This window comes from Paenibacillus sp. Paensp38 (assembly GCF_059491915.1).
In genome coordinates, this window is the sequence record NZ_CP168516.1 from 4,474,824 (window position 1) to 4,490,642 (window position 15,819).

The following is a 15,819-nucleotide window of genomic DNA, read 5'->3' on the forward strand; positions in this document are numbered from 1 at the left end:
AGCTCTCATGCAGTTACAGAAGATTTTTAACACGGAAGCGCCAAATCGCTCTACCCGTATTATTGAAGGCGAAAGCTCCGGTATTTTGAATTGGAACGATATTCGGATGCCGCATATGTACAAATTGTATAAAGTGCTGCTGCTGAATCACTGGATTCCAGATGAAATCCCGATGTCCAAGGATGCGTCCCAGTTCCCTGTGCTGGATGCCGAAGAACAGCGCACCTTTAAAATTAACATCGGCCTGCTGGCTGTACTGGATTCGATGCAAACGATGTTTGTCGGGGATGTAAAACGTTATTTTACCGACTCTTCATTGGAAGCTATTTCAGCGATTATCGGGCAGCAGGAAGTGGTGCATAACCAGTCCTACTCCTACGTTCTGTCTTCTTTGGTGTCAGATCAGGAACAGAAGGAAATTTTTGAATACTGGAAAAACGATCCCGTCCTGCTGGAGCGTAACACATTCATCTCGGACATTTATCAGGAGTTCCGCGATGAGCAGAACCCACAGACCTTTTTCCAAGCGATGGTAGCGGATTTGATTTTGGAGGGCATTTTCTTTTACAGTACGTTTGCGTTCTTCTACAACTTGGCGCGTGATCAGAAAATGATGGCAACCAGCCAAATGATCTCGTATATTCAGCGTGATGAAAATCAGCATTGCTACTTCTTTGCCGAAGTGTTTAAGCAGCTGTTGTCTGATTTCCCTGAGCTGAATACCAAGGAAAATACGGACTATGTCTATCGTATGATTGACCGCGCTGTGGAGCTGGAAACGAATTGGGCGCATTATACGCTCAAAGAGGTTCGCGGCATCGACCTGAACGAGCTGAGCGATTACATCAAATACATGGCAAATATGCGCCTGAGATTGCTTGGTATGGACAAAGCGTACGAAGGCGTAGATGTAAACTGTATGCCTTGGATTAAACCATTCTCAGATGAAGCGCTGAATGCGACAAAAACGGACTTCTTTGAAGCAAAATCACGCAATTATGGCAAGGTCGGAGATGACAACGGATTTGACGATTTGTAAGTCATAAGATACAGCCTTAGCTCGGTACTTACCGGGCTAAGGCTTTTTTCATGAGAATTTACGCAAATACGCAAAAAAATCATGAAACATCTGAATAACTATTCATATTTTCCTATTTGTACACGATATATATGAAGGTAAAAAAAACATAGTAAGGAGCATATTATGAAAAGAAGCGTTAAAAAAAGAATGGGATTACAATCCAAACTCTACTTCATCTTGCTCATTCCTTTAATAGTGATTGGCGTCATTGTTTTGTGGACGACCAATCAATCTATCCAAAATGCTTCTCTATCAACCATGCAGCTAAACAATGAAACACTGGCAAAGAACACGGCCCAGTTACTGGACAAATCCGCAGTCAAGAGCTTAAATACGGATACATCTGAGCAAAGCAGCGCGTATAAGCAGCTTCGTAACGAGTTAAATACGCTCAGGCTGCAAACTGGAATCCTGTACATCTATATGTACAACCGTGTGGGCAATGAGTGGAAAATTACGGTAGATGGAGCCGCATGGGACGACAAAGACTACAGTCCATTCGGAACTCCTGTAAGTTTTACCCTTAAAGAAACGGAAGAGAAATTGAAACAAGGGGAAACAGTGACTACAGATATTACAACGGACCCTGAGTGGGGGACGATGTTTTCCTCCTTTACTCCCATTAAGGATACAGATGGAACCATCATTAGTTATTTGGGAATCGATAGATCCCTGTCCTCTGTGACTGAAGTATACGAACATACCTTGCCCGAGGCCTACCGATTAGTTATCCCTGTTATCTCCATCATTCTGATCATCTCCATTGCGGCTATGATGCTGGTAACCCGGCGGATACTGCGTCAGGTGAGATTTATTAAAAATACACTGGAGCAAGTAGCCGACGGCAACCTTACGGTTACATCGTCGCAAGTAACATATGATCAGTTAGGCGAAATCAGCGGATTGACGAACAAAATGGTGGAAGCCATGTCGAATATGATTGTGGATATTCAAAGCAGTTCAAGTACACTCCAGCATGCATCGAAGAATATCGTCGTGACAACGGAGGGGACACTCCATCAGACTGAGGAACTGTCCCGTACGCTCCAGCAAATTGCCGATGTCTCTATTAACCAAGCAGAACAAGCGGTGGAATCAGTTCAACAATCTGACCGATTAGGACAAACGCTGGATGAAGTCGGAAGCCATGTGCAGCAATTCACGGATACAGCCCATCATCTCAATGAGGTTCGCAATCAGGTAGCCAGTGAGCATGAACTGTTATTAGAAAAAGGACGAGAAAGCGCCCTGCGTATCAAGCAGATGCAACGCATGTCCCACGCGTTAACCGAAAAATCCCGCGAGGCAGCTAACATCGGTCAACAGGTACAGGGCATCGTAAAGCAGACGCAGATTTTGTCCTTCAATGCATCTATTGAAGCCTCACGTGCAGGCGAAGCTGGCAAGGGTTTTTCTGTGGTCGCTCATGAAATGGGGCAACTTGCCCAACAATCCGCCATATCGATTCGTGAAATCGACGAAATCTTAAGCAGCTTTGTTGAGCAAATTGAGCAAATGGGTGATCAATTTGATGAAAACATAAAGACCGTCAATGAACAAGAAACCCAAATTTCAGCATGTCTACAGTCTGTTGACAAAGTCACCCAGGTTTCACGGGAAGTTGAGGAGTTAGCTGCACATCTGGCTCAGTTGACGGCAGAGATGCAAGAGGTACGTCACAGCGTAGATCAACATTTAAATCACACAGCCAGCGCGGCACAGCAGACTGCCGGAATGACAGAAGATGTATCAGCAAGCGCTCAGAAACAGGCCCTAGCGGTAAAAGAACTATCCGAAGTAGCCCGCAATCTCACCACACTATCAAACAATCTGCAGCGTCATGCCGACCAATTCCGGGTAAAAAACGCTGAATAGTAAATATGATGCTGGATTCGATTCAACTAAACAAAAAAAGTAAACTAAAATGGAGCATTCGCTAACGTAGCGAATGCTCCATTATTATGTTTTGAAAGCCGAGCAGAGTTCACCTTTATCCGAGTAGGTGCATACATATAACCTAGAAGTGTGTATTCAAGCAACCCAGAATCATACCCGTTCTTATGATGGAGGTAGCGCCGCTGTTTTCACCTGTTTTGTGTAAGAAGGATAGCCTCCCGTATGCTGGAGCATTTCGATTTCACGCAGAATACGCGGCAAGTCAGCGACCGAGTTCATCACGATGTGGGCTCCTGCTCTTTTCAAACCATATACACTCTGTCTGCGCCGTTCCTCAGCCACTCTGTCTTCCGCTTCATGGCTGGTCGTTTGAGCTACGGTCGTCACGCTTTCGTTATGGTTCAAGACACCAATCGTCCATACACCGGCGTTCCGTCCTTCTTGCATATCGGCTGCTGTATCTCCTACTTTCACAATATCGCTCAGCGGAAATACCTGCAAGCGATGTGCAATTTCATAGATCATCCACGGATAAGGTCTCCCCTGCGAAACTTCACAAGGGGCAACCGTACAATCCAGCGTATAGGGTGACTGCGCAGGCGTAAATACGTGACTGAGCATCTCCATTGGACAGGATGCAGTGGCACCTGACTGAATGCGACGATCCTGCAACTCCTGCAGCGCCCTATCTATACCGATAGCAGGCTCAGCCCCTTGGATCAAGGAGCGGAGAACAGGGACAAGCTCAAGATAAATATGCTCAATATCCACTCTGCCAGGATGCGCACCAAAGCACTCCAGCCATTTTTTCCGAACCTCTGAAAGTCCCAGCACATTCGCAATATGATCCCGGATCGGCATTCCTCGCCCATGAGATACCTGTTCTTCAGTTACCTGTATACCTTTCCATCTGAAAATATCACGCATTCCCTGGGTTAAGCCTCGTCCTCCGGGGTCTAACAATGTACTTTCGAGATTAAAAATAACCGCCTGTATCATGCAATCCCCGCCTTTCCGTACCGCGGCTATCCGCAATCTTTATTTTGCTTAGGAACATGATACACAGCTAACGTAAACTGAAATGTCGTAAACGGTAAGCGGATTGTAATTGAAAATAAATTCCTTGATTGGTTGTGAATACCGAGTGTGATCAGAGGAGGAGTCGCAACATGAGACAGCCTTGGAATGAATTTAATTCCAAAATGCCTTGGCGGATGGAGCTTGGTTGTTATGCGCTGAATAAACTGGCCTGTGGAGGATTGGTTTTTGGTCTCTTATGGGTCTACTGCTATCTGACAGAGGAAGTAATAGGGGTTCCTCTGACTATAGCAGGCAATAGTGGTGAACTGACCGCGCAGCTGTGGGCCTATGGTTTTGCCCTTCCTGCCGCTCTTGTCGCTGATGCGCTATGCGATCTTTTACCCTGGCTTCGCAAGCCCGAGCAGCTCACCCTATACCTCGCTGCAGGATTCAGTGTCTTTCTCCTGCTAGGTTCTTTGATGTCGCCTGCCGGAACGGGCATTTCATGGAGCAACGGCATAGCAGGTGCAGGGATTACACTGCTGTATTATGGAGGAAGGCACTGGCTGAACCGTGAATATGGATTACAGATCATGCTGGCCTTCCTCCTGCCACTGCTGCTATGGCCTATAGGGCTTCAATAATGTCGCCAGCGATCACAGAGGCAGGATGCTGGCGATGACGTGCGGCTGTTTCTCCAGCCGCACCATGCAAATACACGCCAAAAGCTGCTGCCTGCGAAGCATTCAAGCCCTGAGCCAGCAAACCTGCGATGATGCCTGTTAGCACATCGCCCGCACCGCCTGTCGCCATCCCAGCATGGCCTGTGGTATTGACGTAGGCCGCTCCGTCGGGACAAGCGATGACGGTGCGCGCTCCTTTGAGCACCAGCGTGACCCCACGTGTTCGGGCGTACTCCCGGGCATGGGTGATACGGTCACGCTGCACCTCTGCTGTCGGTATGCCCAGCAGACGAGCCATTTCACCGGGGTGCGGCGTCAGTACGACTGCCGCACTTCTCGGCTTCCAAGCCTCTAGCTCAGGCCCCGCCGAGGCGAGGATGTTCAAGGCGTCCGCATCAAGTAGGAGCGGACCGCCGTATTCCTCCCACAGGCGGCGTAGCCAGCCGGTGTCCCCTGCAAAGCGGCCGAGGCCGGGGCCGACGGCCAGCACATCACGTGCCTGCGCGAGCTGTAGCAGCTCGTCTGCGGAGTCGGCGTTCCATTCGCCGTCTCCGCCTGCTGCTGCGGCAGCGAGCATTAGTTCCGGCGCGGCGCCAATGACGCGCGGCAGCAGCGCTTCGGGCACCGCCCACGTGACAAGGCCGCTGCCGATGCGCAGGGCGGCACGTGCGGCCAGCAAGCCCGCGCCGCTCATGCGCAGGCTTCCAGCCGCGACCAGAACGTGGCCGTAGGTGCCCTTGTGTCCATCCGGCACGCGGCTGCGGCTTACATCCACGTCCAGCGCAGCGCGCAGCGTGTCACGGGTCAAGAGCTGCAGCTGCACGCCGCACTCACGGGCAAGGCCGGGTGGAATACCGATGTAGCGTACCACCACATCGCCTGCGGTCCCGGCGCCTGGATATTGGACGAGCCCACGCTTCAAGTAGGCGAGGCATACGGTGACGCGCGCACGAATGCACGGCTCGTGCAGTGCACCTGTGTCGGCGTCAAGGCCGCTAGGCACGTCTACCGACACCAGCGGTACGCCGCTGGCATTGGCCTCGCGGATCAGCGAGGCGTAGGGTTCGCGCGGCGGGCCTTGCGTGCCCGTGCCCAGCAGGGCATCGACGATGCCGGAGGCGCCGCGCAGGTCGAGGGTATCCCGGCCATAGAGGATCACCGGGATACCCAGAGCCGCGATGATATCGCGCTGCGCAGCCGCTTCACCCCGCAGCGTGTCTGGCGGCTCGACGTACACAACGGTGACGCGTAGACCTGCATCGGTTAAATGGCGGGCCGCCACCAGTCCGTCACCACCGTTGTTGCCTTTGCCTACGAGGATATACCAGTGTTCTCGTTCCCGTAAGTCATGTCGTCCTTGACTCCACGTCTCTGTCCGTATAATACCGCCATGTCCCGGTATATCCCCCGGCCCTGTGTGTGAAAGCTTCAATACTTCGTCAGCTACCGCGCGCCCGGCATTTTCCATCAAGGTAAGGGCCGGAATACCCAGCTTGTCAATTGTATAGCGATCCAATTCTCGCATTTCTTCGGCGGTCACCATATACATGCCTTTCGCCTCCCGTATGGCTATCCCTGCTTATTAATATCCAACTGTAAAACGGGAATTGACAAATTCCCCTTCTACTAACTCATCAATCAGGGCTACCGCATAATCTTCGACCGAGATACGGCTATGGCCTAATTCGTCAACCACCAAATGATCCAAACCAATACGGAACTGTCCTGTACGTTTTCCTGCTTCAATCATTCCGGCAGGACTACAATAGGTCCAGTCTACATCCGCAGCGCGGTACAGCTCCAGTGCATCTGCATGGGCAGCCGCCAGCGGCTTCACTTCCTCCGGAAACTCGGCGGTATCCATGAGGCGTTCACCGTTTTCTGTTTTCAGACTTCCCGCTCCACCAACGACAAGTATGCGCTCCGCGCCAGAACGCCGAGTTCCTTCCAGCAAAGAACGAGTCGCTTCGAGCAGTTCTTCCTCTTCTCCAAACTTGGGACCGTATGCGCTAATGATAGCATCGTGCCCCTTAGCCACTTCCGTAACGGAATTCGGATTTAGAATATCTGCTTGAACCACCGTCAAGTATTCACTTTGCTCCGTCACACGTTGGGGGTCGCGCACCGCTGCTGTCACCTCATACTTACGCTTGATAGCTTCCTTTACTAACGCTTTGCCGATTGTTCCTGTTGCCCCGAAAATAATAACCTTCATATTCACTGCCTTCTTCCTGTCTATAATTTACTTACTGTTATTTATCCGTTTTATCTCCAGCTTAAACCCGTGCAAGATATCGATTCGATGTCTCATGATCTTCTGTTGCAATTTTTATATTTTTATCCATACCGAATCTACCCTCCTGCTTGTATCTTGTCTATTTTACCAAAAAATACTTCATATATCCTGGTCAAAGGTATACAAGCCCTTGAAATGCCTGTGTAGTCTGTGCAATAGTGTAGAAAGAACAATGGAAGGAGGGATTGCGGGTGTCCCCGACGGACTTCGCGGCGTTAGTCGCATATATCTCACCCGGTCTGATCGCCTTCCTGCTGGCGTTGTCTTTGCTGGTATGGCTGTATGTTCACAGTGCAGCCCAGCTTCGAAATTCGCGTCAGCAGCGGCTGGAAGAATTACAGGAATCGCTGCGTATCTATGGACGATTAGCTGGTTGTCTCCAAACCACTACCCAGAACGGGTTCAATAACAGCGAAAAGCAGTACCAGAACGGACTCATCCACGCTCTTCAGGAAGCCAAAGCTGCTCCCTATTTGACCCCTCACCTTCAAGAGCAGGTTCAAGCATCTCTTCGGGAGTGTGATGCGTTCCGCAGAGAATTGCTTCTCAAATCACTGGAGCGTGAAATGAACAAACTCATTGAGGAACGGCGTCTTGTTCTGCTGGAATCTCATGCTCCGGGCTGGGGAACAGCATTGTGGAAGCTATTGCGTCCAGCAGCTGGTCCGCTGGCACTGGCAGGAATCGTCTGGTTGGTCACAAGGCTGGTTGTGGAACTGACAGCCTCCAGCCATGTTGATGTTAGTCTGCCCGACACTGCACAATCTGCCTCATGGCTCAAAGGGTATGCATGGATGAGATTCGTTTCAGGCCTGATCGCCCTACTGTATGTATATCGGCTGATGACCCTGCGCAGGCAAAATGATCTGGACGTGACGGCATCCCATTTTCCAACAAGCCTGTTGTGCTTGGTAATCGCCGCTGTCGCCCTGTTTCAATGGATCGGACCCGAAGCGTCTCCCTACATACTGGCTGTTCAGCTTGTGCTGTTCTTGATCGGCTTCCGACTTACCCGAGGCCGCTCTCGCAGTGATCGTCCTTATGTTGGTCATCCCGGCTTGATCAAGGCAGATGCTTCTCAACATCAGGATTTACGCGCAGCAGATAAAGATAAAACGGCTGACTCTTCTTTGGCAGAAGAACATATCCGATCCTAAACACCAATCGACATGCCTGTACCCGTATCCTGCCTGCAAATCACATACCATCACAGGACATCCCAACAACAAAGAAAGAGTTTATGGGGTGTCCTGTTTTTTGAACAATTTTTGGATTTTTGTGGGGTTAGGCTTGTGCCAATGATCAAGGAAAGGGTATATTGTTTATATAAATGTAAATCATATCGTTTTTTATGTATTATTATTGAAAAAAATCCATATATGTTAAACTACCATCAATTTATGATGTGCGTTAGAATTGGAGGAACTATGCAACTGGACATTTCTGAAAAATCACTTCCCGTTTATGAGGCGCTGGCCAGTGAGGTTCGGCTAAACATGATTGTTCTGCTTGCGGAGAAGCCTATGAATATACGTGAGCTGGCGGAAGCTTTGGGGCTCAGCAGTGCGATTATGACGATGCATGTCAAGAAACTGGAGAGAGCGTCCATTATTTCGACCAAAATGCTGCCCGGACGAGGCGGGGTACAGAAAGTGTGCTCACTGGCAACAGACAAAATTGAAATCGCCATGCCACGCTATCAGCAGGATGTACGGCAATTCCATCAGACAGAGATTTCCGTCGGACACTTTACAGATTTTGAAATACAGGCGACCTGCGGACTGGCTACCGTCGAAAAGATCATTGGTGAATTCGATGAGCCTCGTTCGTTCTTGGACCCTGAGCGCTTCAATTCCAAAATTCTATGGTTCAGCCAAGGATATATGGATTATAAGGTGCCGAATTTCCTACTGTCCAGCCAAAAAGCTGAGGAACTGGAAATTTCGATGGAACTATCATCCGAGGCCCCTTTTACCAATGATAATTGGCCTTCAGATATCACTTTTTTCCTAAATGATGTGAATTTGGGTACATGGACCAGCCCAGGGGATTTCGGGGATAACCGTGGTAAATACACACCTGCATGGTGGCCTGATTTTATCAATCAATATGGTCTCCTCAAAAGACTTCGCGTTACCTCCGAGGGTACCTTTATGGATGGGAAGCAAATTTCTGACGTGACTTTAAGCCAAGTGCTGATTGATCAGAAACAATGGAAATTCCGTATTGCCATATTGGATGATGCCCAGCATGTGGGAGGGGTTACTCTGTTCGGCACCGGATTCGGTAACTACAATCAGGACATCTTGTTCCGTTTGTACTACAAACATGCAGAAAATCATACCAAAACAGTAACGGTAGAAGCTGGCGATAGCAGCAAATAGTTTTAGTCCACTTCAAGACCTGAACACGGCGTTTTGCCCATGCCTTTCATGGGAAACAAAGCGCCGTGTTTTATTTTTCATTCACTTATATCGTACTCTTTTGCCACGTGCTATCCGATTAGCGTACAGGTTCAATACACACAGGTGAAGGAACCTCCAGCACATATCCCGTTCGGGTCAGCCTTCCATCCTCACTATGGATGGCAAAGGATACGAGGTTGTTTCCATCCTGATTCGCCACTACCAGATAACCGGACAGGATGTTGAAGTTACGCGGTGTGCTGCCGAAGGTTTCCACCCATTCAACCGTCTTCAGCTTGCCGCTGTCCAGATCGACATGGTATAGCACGATGCTGTCATGGCCGCGGTTTGACACATACAAAAAGCGTCCACAGGGCGTAATCCGAATATCGGCTGCTGTATTATCTACATTTATAAAGCCTTCTGGCAGTGTGGACAGGCTTTGCAGCAATGTAAGCTCACCATTACGTTCGTTATAACTAAACACAGCGACGGTATTGTTCAACTCATTGGCGACAAAAGCATATGGACGCGAAGGATGAAAAACCAGATGACGCGGTCCAGAACCAGGTGGCAAATCTGTCTCACGATGGGTCACCAGTTTGCCATCCTCTGTCAAACGGTATACCACAATCTGATCCAGCCCCAGATCACATATCAGGGCATACTGTCCTGAAGGATCTGGAATAATCGAATGCGGATGTGCCGCATCCTGACGGTCCTGGCGAATACCTGAGCCGGTATGCTGAACTTGCCCCGACATGTCTCCTAATCCTCCAGCTTCCGTCACAGGGAACACAACGGCATTGCCGCCTGAATAGTTGGAAGCCAGCACATATCGTCCATCGGTTGTTACGGAAACATAGCAAGTATGTGCTCCCTCTGTCCCTTTGCGATCCAAAGGATGTAATTCCCCCGTCTGGGTATTCACCTGATACGCATACAGCTCGCCTCCTTCTGTTTCACTGGCAGCATACAGCTTTGTCCCATCCGGGTGTAGCGCGAGAAAAGAAGGCCTCTCCATCCCTTCCACACCTCCAACCATGCGCAGATCACCATGGGTCACATTCAAAGCACATACATATATTCCTCTTTCCTGACGAGACGCATAAGTCCCTGTATAAAATAACTGCTCATTCCGCTCTTCCATCGGCTCTCAGCTCCTTCTAGCTTTTTTTATCTGGCTTTTAGCTCTACTATTTGTCTTGTTGTAAAACCATCATGCATTATTACCCAAGATTCTGTCGTTTCATTAACGTTTCGCAATGTATGCAAAAAAATAGCCTCCTTCGGCGCCATCTGTGGTTCATAAGAACGTCACAGTTCACACCAAAAGAGACTAAATTTACGACAAGAACAACATTAAACCGCTGTGGTTTGCGTATCTCTGCTATTCCATTTTACAGCCAGCCCCAAACTAAGGATGAGAATGACTGCCCCAAAAATATATGGCAAATTGATATGCACATCGAACAATTTACCCGCAAGTGCAGGCCCTAGAATATTACCAATACTCATATAAGCATTGTTCATGCCGGCTGCAACTCCCTGCTCATCCCCCGCCATTTTGGATAAAGCAGTATTAATGGCTGGCCGCAGCAACGACGTAGCGGTAAAGAAGATGAGCGATACCCCGAGTACATAATAAAAGTTGCCGGAGAGCAGCATAAGCACAAGGGAAATCGCTGAAAACAGAAAGGAGCCGATAATGACACCTTTTTCGCCAAAACGATTCAACATCGGGCTAATGACCACAGCTTGAATCACGGTTCCGACCAGTGCTCCTACGGTAATAATGATAGCAATATCACGCTCATTGTAATGAAACTTGCCCGTCACGAAGAAAGGAAACATCGTTTCAAAATGCGTCAATCCAAAGGTTAGCGTGAATATCATAATCAGCAGCATAAAGTAAGGCTTGCGGAAAGAAAGGGCAAACTGTTTAATCACATTATCCCGTTTGGCCTTGACATTCCGAAACTTCAACTGTTTCTCCAGCGACAAGGTTTCGGGCAGCATAATCAAGGAAATCAGTGCAGCTACGCCCGATACGGCCGCCGAAACATATAAGGGCGTACGAATCGAGATATCTGCCAGCAAGCCGCCCACACCAGGACCGATCACAAAGCCAAGAGACATGGCGGCACCCAACAATCCCATTCCTCTACCGCGATTGTGGACCGTTGTAATATCAGCAATATAGGCCATCATCGGAGGAATCATAAAAGCTGCTCCTGCACCTCCCAGCAAACGGGAGATATACAGTATGGTTAACGATTCCCCAATCGCAAACAATACAGAAGACGCCGTCATGATTACCAAACCGATAATAATCATTTTTTTACGTCCGTATTTATCGGACCATTCTCCCGCTAACGGCGAAAACAGGAATTGGGTTAAGCCAAACACGGCAACCAAATAACCACCCGTTTCACCACTGCCTCCCAAGGAGCTCATAAACTTGGGAAGGATCGGAATAATGAGGCCAATCCCCAGCATGGCAATAAACATATTAATCATCAAAATGACCAGCGGCCCCATTTTCAACTGTTGTGAATCTGACATGTAGCGTTTTGTCCTCCTCAGGTTCTTTATTTCGTATACGAAAATCTTATTTTGCAACCATTCCAGCAAAACTCTTCATTATATTAATAGAGAGAAGGACAAATAACAATCATAAAATACTTCCGATAACCCTGAATCTTTCCTTTGGGCAGAACAGCAAAAAGGAACAACTTGAAATGGCGATGTTGTCCCTCTCATAACGAACGACCAGGATGAATTTCTGGAACGGTCTGGCGGTCCCTACGAACTTTATTGTGGATCTTCGAATAGCTCCTGTATCATCTTTTCCCTGTTATTCAGAAATTGTTTCGTAATGATAAAATGATCGGTTTCCTCTAGCGTCCGGGTGTCGATCCCTTCATGTGTCAGATGATACAAGATGGAATCTGGATAAGCCATCAAAATAGGGGAATGAGTAGAAATGATAAACTGTGAGCCCTGCTGCACCAGCTCGTGAATCCGTGCAAGCATGGCCATCTGGCGCAAAGGCGATAATGCAGCTTCCGGTTCATCCAAAATATACAATCCTTGCCCTCCAAACCGATGCACAAAGGCAGCAAAAAAAGACTCGCCATGCGACTGCTCATGCAGCGATTTACCCCCGTAGGAATCTCGAATCGGTCGCCCTCCTCCTTCTCGATCCAGCTCGTCGATGTGAGTCGCCACATTATAGTAGCTCTCCGCCCGGAAAAAGAAGCCATCCCTTGGCTTTTCTACCCCTCTCACCAGCCGGATATGCTCATACAGTGAGGAATGCGTGGCTTGTGTAGAAAAATTGAAATTTTTAGTACCTCCCTCTGGATTAAATCCCCACGCGACCGCGATTGCCTCCATAAGCGTCGATTTACCTACGCCATTTTCTCCAATAATATAGGTGACGGAAGGATGAAATTTGAGTTCGTTCCACTGGTGTAAGGCCTTTAAGTTAAACGGATATTGGCTCTTGTCCGCATCTGGAGGCCATAGCAGCTCCAGGCGACGTATAAAAAGATTACGGTCCCATATACTCATATCCAAATCAGCTCCATTGCCAAGCAATTCACTAGGTTTTTCATCATTATATTGGAATTATTTACAGCAATCAATCTGAAATCCCATTTCGTAACCCTTCTGTTGTTATTGAAGCGATTATTACAGGTATAATATATAGTAATGTTCAGCGGGTATGAAATCTAAGCACCTCATTCCGTGTATATCTCATTCTTTTCCAAGCAGGTGAATCTATGAAATCTAATCACAAACCGATTCAGTCTTTTAAAATCGTACAGTTCATAATGACCATCTACAGGCAGCGATTGACACGTATTTTGCTACCGTTGGCTGTACTGGCTTTTATTATATGGGAGGCGGGACGAGAACTAAAAGACTTTAATCTGGCGCGTATGCTTCATGAGCTGCGGCGAATGGATGCCACCTTTCTCATCGAGATTGGCTTGTTCTCACTGGTTGCTGTGGCGGCTATGAGTGCATATGATTACGTAATCAGACATCATTTCAAGCTTCAGGTCAAGCCTGGAACAACATTTCGCTACGCCTGGATCTCCAATACCTTCAATAATGTCTTTGGTTTTGCAGGCTTTACAGGAGCGGGACTTCGCACAGTGCTGTATAAGAAAAGCGGTGTGCCGTTGGGTGTCATCACCTCTGCGGTCGTGTTTCTTTCGCCAGTCGTCATTACCGGACTATCTTTGCTGGCTTGGGGAGCCATTGTTCATCTGTATCCGGTACAGCCTGTACTGGATGCTCACCCGTGGCTTCATTGGGCGCTGTGGGGAATGGCATTGTACCTACCGCTATTCCTGATCATGCAGCGCTCCAAACGGTACTCCACATGGTTCAACAAGGGAGAAGGACAGCTTTCCTGGTCCACCATCTCCGCTTCCATCAGTGCTTCCCTACTGGAATGGCTGCTGGCTGGCCTTACCTTTGCATGGATCGGCTCGCACTTGCTCCATGAACTGCCGATGCATGCTGTGTTCGGTATTTATGTAATAGCCGCGATTGCCGGGTTAATCAGTCTTGCACCCGGAGGGGTCGGGGCATTCGACATCATTGCCCTGCTCGGGCTGCAAATGGCGGGAGCCAACTCAGATCGGGCACTGGCTGTCCTACTGGTCTTTCGCGTCTTTTATTACATCATCCCGTGGCTCATCGGCTTGGTGTTAGCCGCGCTGGAAATGATTCCGCGTAACGAGCGCCTGAATCAGCTAGCTGAGACAGGTTGGGATTACTCCCTTAATGCCTGGCAGAAGGTATGGGGCTGGCCTGGTCAATTCCGGTTTTTGGCCGATCTAGGGGTATGGGCGCTTGGTAAGCTGGTACTCATATCCGGCGTGGTGCTTCTTTTGTCGGCAGCTACGCCCGGTCTGTTATATCGGCTTCGTTTTGCTGAGCATTTGCTCAGCCTGCCCGTCATGCGCTTGTCGCATGAAATCTCGGTCATCATCGGAATTATGCTTGTCGTCCTGTCCCATGGAATCTCCCTGCGTATTCGCAGAGCATTACGACTGACATTGATACTGCTTCTGACAGGAGCTATTTTCACCTTCACTAAAGGTCTGGATTTTGAAGAAGCTTTATTCCTACTGTTTGTGGCGTTAATGCTATGGATTTCGCGTTCGCGGTTTTATCGGGTCAGTGCGCCGCTGAATCGGCACAACATTTTAATATGGGGTGGATTATCTCTACTCGTAACCGGGGCTTATTTTATCATTGGGGCAGGCTCCAACACTCCCTTTATGCGCCATTTGCATGCCAAGGTCCATCTAGACTTTTTTATGAACCGCAGCGATTACGGAGTTACCGCCGTGTTTAGTCTGATTTTGGCATGGGTATTCCTGACGGTATATTTCTTTCTTCGACCTCAGCGTAGCATCGCTAATCTACCCGACGAGCAGGAGCTGGATAAGCTAAAAGAATTTTTGGAACGGCAGGGTGGTAATCTCGTCTCTCATATGCTTTTTCTGGGCGATAAATATCTGTATTGGACCAAAAATGAACAGGTTGTCATTCCCTACGCTCGTAGCCGGGACAAACTGATTGTATTAGGTGACCCACTCGGTCCAAAAGAACGTGTGAGTGAAGCCATTCAGGAATTTCAGCGGTTCGCAGATCGGTATGCGTTAACGGCTGTATTTTATCAGGCCTCGCCGGAGTATTTGTCCATCTATCACGAGAACGGCTATCGCTTTTTCAAACTGGGCGAGGAAGCACTGGTGCCGCTGGAATCATTTACACTGACGGGCAAAAGCAATCAAGCGCTACGCAGCGCCAAAAACCGTTTTGACCGCGATGGCTACTCGTTCGAAATCATCCAACCGCCTCTAGAGGCGTCACTGATTGAGGAGATGCGTCAGGTTTCGAATATTTGGCTGGATGGGCGCAAGGAGAAGGGATATTCACTCGGCTGGTTCAAAGAACCCTATCTTCAGTTGGCTCCGATTGCATTGCTAAAGGACTCTGAAGGGAAGGTCATCGCTTTCGCTACGATGGCCCCTGCCTATGATCATGGACGGACGGTCTCCATTGACCTGATGCGCCACTTGTCTGACACGCCAAATGGCACGATGGATTATTTATTCACACGGGTCATTGAGTGGGCCAAGGAGAGTGGGTATACGACATTTAATCTGGGAATGGCACCGCTGTCCCAGGTAGGGCAAAGCGAAAAGGCATTGCGCGAGGAAAAGCTGGCCCGACTCGTTTTCCAATATGGGGGACATTTTTACGGCTTTCAGGGGCTGCGGCGCTTTAAGGATAAGTTCAAGCCGCAATGGGAGCCGCGCTATCTGGCCTATCCAGCTTCTGTCTTTCTACCGATCCTGACGCTGGAGCTGGTATATCTCGTGTCCAAACGCTCGGACTAAACAAAGG

At 48.8% G+C, this 15,819-nt stretch carries 12 protein-coding genes; 6 read left to right on the forward strand and 6 right to left on the reverse strand.

Annotated elements, in window-relative coordinates:
* The first annotated feature begins 7 nt into the window (after positions 1 to 7).
* A complete protein-coding gene (locus ACEN8J_RS19800; RefSeq protein ID WP_029517885.1) occupies positions 8 to 1,039 on the forward strand; it encodes a ribonucleotide-diphosphate reductase subunit beta in 1,032 nt (343 codons plus the stop codon).
* A 165-nt stretch (positions 1,040 to 1,204) separates the two neighbouring features.
* On the forward strand, positions 1,205 to 2,956 hold the full coding sequence (locus ACEN8J_RS19805; RefSeq protein ID WP_495593879.1) for a methyl-accepting chemotaxis protein: 1,752 nt from the start codon (positions 1,205 to 1,207) through the stop codon (positions 2,954 to 2,956).
* 183 nt (positions 2,957 to 3,139) lie between these two features.
* Here the strand turns inward: ACEN8J_RS19805 and ACEN8J_RS19810 are convergent, their stop codons facing one another.
* On the reverse strand, positions 3,140 to 3,976 hold the full coding sequence (locus tag ACEN8J_RS19810) for an HAD hydrolase-like protein (RefSeq protein ID WP_165148017.1): 837 nt from the start codon (positions 3,974 to 3,976) through the stop codon (positions 3,140 to 3,142).
* Positions 3,977 to 4,146: 170 nt separating this feature from the next.
* Between ACEN8J_RS19810 and ACEN8J_RS19815 the strand changes: the two genes are divergently transcribed.
* A complete protein-coding gene (locus tag ACEN8J_RS19815) occupies positions 4,147 to 4,641 on the forward strand; it encodes a hypothetical protein (RefSeq protein ID WP_165148014.1) in 495 nt (164 codons plus the stop codon).
* On the opposite strand, the gene ACEN8J_RS19820 is transcribed toward ACEN8J_RS19815, so the two are convergent.
* Entirely contained in the window at positions 4,625 to 6,229 is a 1,605-nt protein-coding gene (locus ACEN8J_RS19820) for an NAD(P)H-hydrate dehydratase (RefSeq protein ID WP_495593880.1), read from the reverse strand. The two genes, ACEN8J_RS19815 and ACEN8J_RS19820, sit on opposite strands and share 17 nt — an antisense overlap.
* Before the next feature lie 33 nt (positions 6,230 to 6,262).
* The gene (locus ACEN8J_RS19825) at positions 6,263 to 6,895 is read right to left on the reverse strand and encodes an NAD(P)-dependent oxidoreductase (protein WP_039270303.1); all 633 of its coding nucleotides are present in this window, start codon (positions 6,893 to 6,895) and stop codon (positions 6,263 to 6,265) included.
* Between the two features lie 272 nt (positions 6,896 to 7,167).
* On the opposite strand from ACEN8J_RS19825, the gene ACEN8J_RS19830 reads away from it, so the two are divergent.
* Together ACEN8J_RS19830 and ACEN8J_RS19835 are read left to right on the forward strand one after the other, a co-directional pair.
* Positions 7,168 to 8,133 (forward strand): hypothetical protein, encoded by a 966-nt coding sequence (locus ACEN8J_RS19830; protein WP_340884189.1) that lies wholly within the window; start codon positions 7,168 to 7,170, stop codon positions 8,131 to 8,133.
* A gap of 270 nt (positions 8,134 to 8,403) precedes the next feature.
* Positions 8,404 to 9,360 carry an ArsR/SmtB family transcription factor gene (locus ACEN8J_RS19835; RefSeq protein ID WP_039270301.1) on the forward strand — a complete coding sequence of 319 codons (957 nt, stop codon included), beginning with the start codon at positions 8,404 to 8,406 and terminating at the stop codon, positions 9,358 to 9,360.
* Between the two features lie 118 nt (positions 9,361 to 9,478).
* On the opposite strand, the gene ACEN8J_RS19840 is transcribed toward ACEN8J_RS19835, so the two are convergent.
* From ACEN8J_RS19840 to ACEN8J_RS19850, 3 genes are all read right to left on the reverse strand, one after another.
* Complete coding sequence (locus tag ACEN8J_RS19840; RefSeq protein ID WP_069010784.1) at positions 9,479 to 10,531, reverse strand: lactonase family protein; 1,053 nt, start codon at positions 10,529 to 10,531, stop codon at positions 9,479 to 9,481.
* A 212-nt stretch (positions 10,532 to 10,743) separates the two neighbouring features.
* Positions 10,744 to 11,946, reverse strand: coding sequence for an MFS transporter (locus ACEN8J_RS19845; RefSeq protein ID WP_029514730.1), 1,203 nt, complete (start codon positions 11,944 to 11,946; stop codon positions 10,744 to 10,746).
* A 249-nt stretch (positions 11,947 to 12,195) separates the two neighbouring features.
* The gene (locus ACEN8J_RS19850; protein ID WP_069010783.1) at positions 12,196 to 12,957 is read right to left on the reverse strand and encodes an AAA family ATPase; all 762 of its coding nucleotides are present in this window, start codon (positions 12,955 to 12,957) and stop codon (positions 12,196 to 12,198) included.
* 212 nt (positions 12,958 to 13,169) lie between these two features.
* Here ACEN8J_RS19850 and mprF point away from each other — a divergent pair, with 212 nt between their 5' ends.
* Positions 13,170 to 15,812 (forward strand): bifunctional lysylphosphatidylglycerol flippase/synthetase MprF, encoded by a 2,643-nt coding sequence (gene mprF, locus ACEN8J_RS19855; RefSeq protein ID WP_495593882.1) that lies wholly within the window; start codon positions 13,170 to 13,172, stop codon positions 15,810 to 15,812.
* Positions 15,813 to 15,819 lie beyond the last annotated feature (7 nt).

Coding starts and splice junctions, on each gene's coding strand:
- ACEN8J_RS19815 (WP_165148014.1), top strand. CDS start 4,147: ATGAGACAGCCTTGGAATGAATTTAATTCCAAAATGCCTTGGCGGATG.
- ACEN8J_RS19840 (WP_069010784.1), bottom strand. CDS start 10,531: ATGGAAGAGCGGAATGAGCAGTTATTTTATACAGGGACTTATGCGTCT.
- ACEN8J_RS19820 (WP_495593880.1), bottom strand. CDS start 6,229: ATGTATATGGTGACCGCCGAAGAAATGCGAGAATTGGATCGCTATACA.
- ACEN8J_RS19845 (WP_029514730.1), bottom strand. CDS start 11,946: ATGTCAGATTCACAACAGTTGAAAATGGGGCCGCTGGTCATTTTGATG.
- ACEN8J_RS19835 (WP_039270301.1), top strand. CDS start 8,404: ATGCAACTGGACATTTCTGAAAAATCACTTCCCGTTTATGAGGCGCTG.
- ACEN8J_RS19810 (WP_165148017.1), bottom strand. CDS start 3,976: ATGATACAGGCGGTTATTTTTAATCTCGAAAGTACATTGTTAGACCCC.
- ACEN8J_RS19850 (WP_069010783.1), bottom strand. CDS start 12,957: ATGAGTATATGGGACCGTAATCTTTTTATACGTCGCCTGGAGCTGCTA.
- ACEN8J_RS19805 (WP_495593879.1), top strand. CDS start 1,205: ATGAAAAGAAGCGTTAAAAAAAGAATGGGATTACAATCCAAACTCTAC.
- ACEN8J_RS19800 (WP_029517885.1), top strand. CDS start 8: ATGCAGTTACAGAAGATTTTTAACACGGAAGCGCCAAATCGCTCTACC.
- ACEN8J_RS19825 (WP_039270303.1), bottom strand. CDS start 6,895: ATGAAGGTTATTATTTTCGGGGCAACAGGAACAATCGGCAAAGCGTTA.
- mprF (WP_495593882.1), top strand. CDS start 13,170: ATGAAATCTAATCACAAACCGATTCAGTCTTTTAAAATCGTACAGTTC.